Source organism: Pseudolysinimonas sp., from assembly GCF_031389465.1.
Taxonomy (GTDB): Bacteria; Actinomycetota; Actinomycetes; order Actinomycetales; family Microbacteriaceae; genus Pseudolysinimonas_A.
Genome location: NZ_JANMSQ010000306.1, coordinates 1 through 2,790 on the forward strand (window position 1 = coordinate 1; position 2,790 = coordinate 2,790).

Genomic DNA, 2,790 nt, shown 5'->3' on the forward strand with positions numbered 1-2,790 from the left:
ATCCGCAGTACCTCGGCAGTCAGCCGTGGCCGTTCCCGGCATCCCTGATGGTCGGGTTCGAGGCCCGAGTGGCGCCGGGCGCCGACACCACGGGTCGCCCCGACGGCGAGGAGATCATCGCGCTGCGCTGGTTCAGCCGCGCCGAGCTCATGGCGGCGGTCGAGGCCGGCGAGGTGCTGCTGCCCGGCCCGACGTCGATCGCGCGGGCGATCATCGAGCACTGGTTCGGCGCCCCCATCGACGACGGGAGCAGGATTGCCGATGGTTCACGCCCGTGAGTACCGACATTCTTGAGGGTCTCGATGCCGAGCAGCGGCACGCGGCAGAGACCCTGCTCGGACCGGTCTGCATTCTCGCGGGGGCCGGCACCGGCAAGACCCGCGCGATCACCCACCGCATCGCCCACGGCATCCAGGAGGGCGTCTACTCGCCGGGCACCCTGCTCGCCCTCACCTTCACGTCGAAGGCCGCCGGTGAGCTGCGCCATCGACTGCGGGTGCTCAACGCGCCGGGAGCTGTGGTGCGCACCTTCCACGCGGAGGCGCTCGCGCAGCTCGGCTACTTCTGGCCCGACCTCGTCGGCGGGTCGGCGCCGCGGCTGCTCGACAACAAGGCGCGGTACATCGTCGAGGCGGCCGAGCGGGTGAAGATCCGGCTCGGCGGGGGCGCGGTTCGGGATGTTGCGGGCGAGATCGAGTGGCGCAAGACCTCCGGGTTGAGCATCGAGGCGTACTCGACGGCGGCGCGCGGGCGACCGCTGCCGCGGGGGCTGGATGCCGACGCGGTCGCCGAGGTCCAGCAGCAGTACGAGGAGCTGAAGGATGAGCGCCGCCGCATCGACTTCGAGGATGTGCTGCTCGTGGCGTGCGGGATGCTCGACTCCGAGGTGATCGCACGCGATCGGGTGCGCACGCAGTACCGGCACTTCGTCGTCGACGAGTTTCAGGATGTCTCGCCCTTGCAGCACCGGCTGTTGACGCTGTGGCTCGGCGACCGCACCGACCTCTGCGTCGTCGGCGACGCCAACCAGACGATCTACACGTTTGCGGGCGCGTCGAGCGCGTACCTGCTGGGCTTCGAGCGCGATCACCCGGGGGCGGAGATCGTGCGGCTCGAACGCAACTACCGCTCTGCACCCCAGGTGCTCGATCTCGCCAACCGGCTGATGCGCGGCCGCCCGGGGGCGCTCGACCTGCGCGCCGCGACGGCTGTTCGCGGGGTCGTCACCGAGCCGATCGCCTACGACGACGACGCGGCCGAAGCTCACGGCATCGCCGACGCCGTCGTCGCCGAGCTCGCCGCTGGCACGTCACCTGAGCAGATTGCCGTGCTGCACCGCGTGAACGATCAGGCGCGTGCATTCGAGGACGCTCTGGCGGCACGCGGCGTCGTGACGCGGTCGCTCGCCGGAACACCGTTCTTCGAGATTCCCGCGGTGCGCAAACTGACGTCGGCGCTCGCGGTGCAGGCGCAGCGGTTTCCCGACGATCCGGTGCGCGGCTTCGTCGCCGACACCGCGCGGGCGGCGGGCTGGACGGTCGATCGCGCCCACTCGAAGCTCGGCCCCAACGACTGGGCGGGTCTCGACGCGATTGTGCGGTTCGCCGAAGCCACCCCGGAGGAGGTGACCCTCACGCGGTTCGCCGCCGAACTCGACGACCGCGAGCAGGCGAAGGGCGAGCTGCCGATGCGCGCCGTCGTGCTCGGTACCCTGCACTCCGCGAAGGGCCTCGAGTGGGAGTCGGTCTATCTCGTCGGCCTCGCCGAAGGGCTGTTACCCGTGTCGCATGCGCGGAGTGCCGCCGCGATCGATGAGGAACGCCGGCTGTTCTACGTGGGCATCACGCGGGCGCGCCGACGGCTGACGCTGTCGTGGGCTCGGCGAGGCCAGCGGGATCGGGAACGGCAGCCCAGTCGCTTCCTGCAGGAAACGCGCACCGGCAGTCGGGATGCCGCCCCCACGCCCGCGAGCTGACCCCACCCCCCGAGTCCAACCGCCACGACACCCCACCCTCGCGCTCACCCGCGAGCCGTGCCAGCACGCGCCGAGCAACGAACGCCGCCGCCTCCGCAACCTCAAGCAACCCCACCTCGCGAGCAGCCCGCCCGAGCAACTGGGTGGCGATCGCCGGCCAGGCCGAATCCGCATCGACGCGAGCAAGGTGCACGCAGTACAGGCACGCCCCAACCCCGGGTTCCACGAGCGGTCCGACCGAAATCGAGCGCTCGGCAACGACGACCGGAAGGTGCACCACATCCCGGTTCAACCACCGCAGGTGATCGGCCGGCGCCACGACCCAATCCGCGACCAACACGACAACCGCAGCATCCTCAGGCGACCCCAGAACTCCGGCGGCCGAGAGCAGCGAGGCGATGGTGCGAGCAAGGGGCGAATCCCCCAGAACGGCGGCCACCCCGGAAGGAGAGCTGGGCTCACCAGCAAGGACCGGCGCGAGCGCGTGAAGGAGAGCCCGGGATCGTTCCGGTGAAACGCCGAGCGAGTCGGCCAGCATCGCAAACCCCGTCTCCGAAACTCCCGCCACAAGCGTCGCAAGCAGGCGATCCTCTCCCTCCGAGAGGTCGGAAAGGACGGCCGCAGGCTCGTCCGACCCGAACTGCACACTCGAAGGCGTCCGCCACAACAGAGGAAGGTCGGAGACCAGCCGAAGCACCATGTCCGCCAGGATGCCGGGCTTCGCCGAATCAATGGCTGCGTCATCCACAGGCTTCGGTGACACCGAGTGGGAACAATGAGTGCGGGGCGGGTGACGGATGCGAAAGGGCTCAAGC

General features: G+C 70.1%; 1 protein-coding gene and 1 pseudogene. Both read left to right on the forward strand.

Features of this window, described 5'->3' with window-relative positions; genetic code table 11:
- Window positions 1-278, forward strand: a pseudogene (locus tag RMO30_RS11855) (NAD(+) diphosphatase); the annotation flags it as partial.
- A complete protein-coding gene (locus tag RMO30_RS11860; protein ID WP_309713709.1) occupies window positions 275-1,975 on the forward strand; it encodes an ATP-dependent helicase in 1,701 nt (566 codons plus the stop codon). The pseudogene RMO30_RS11855 and the gene RMO30_RS11860, both read left to right, overlap by 4 nt.
- Window positions 1,976-2,790: the final 815 nt, after the last annotated feature.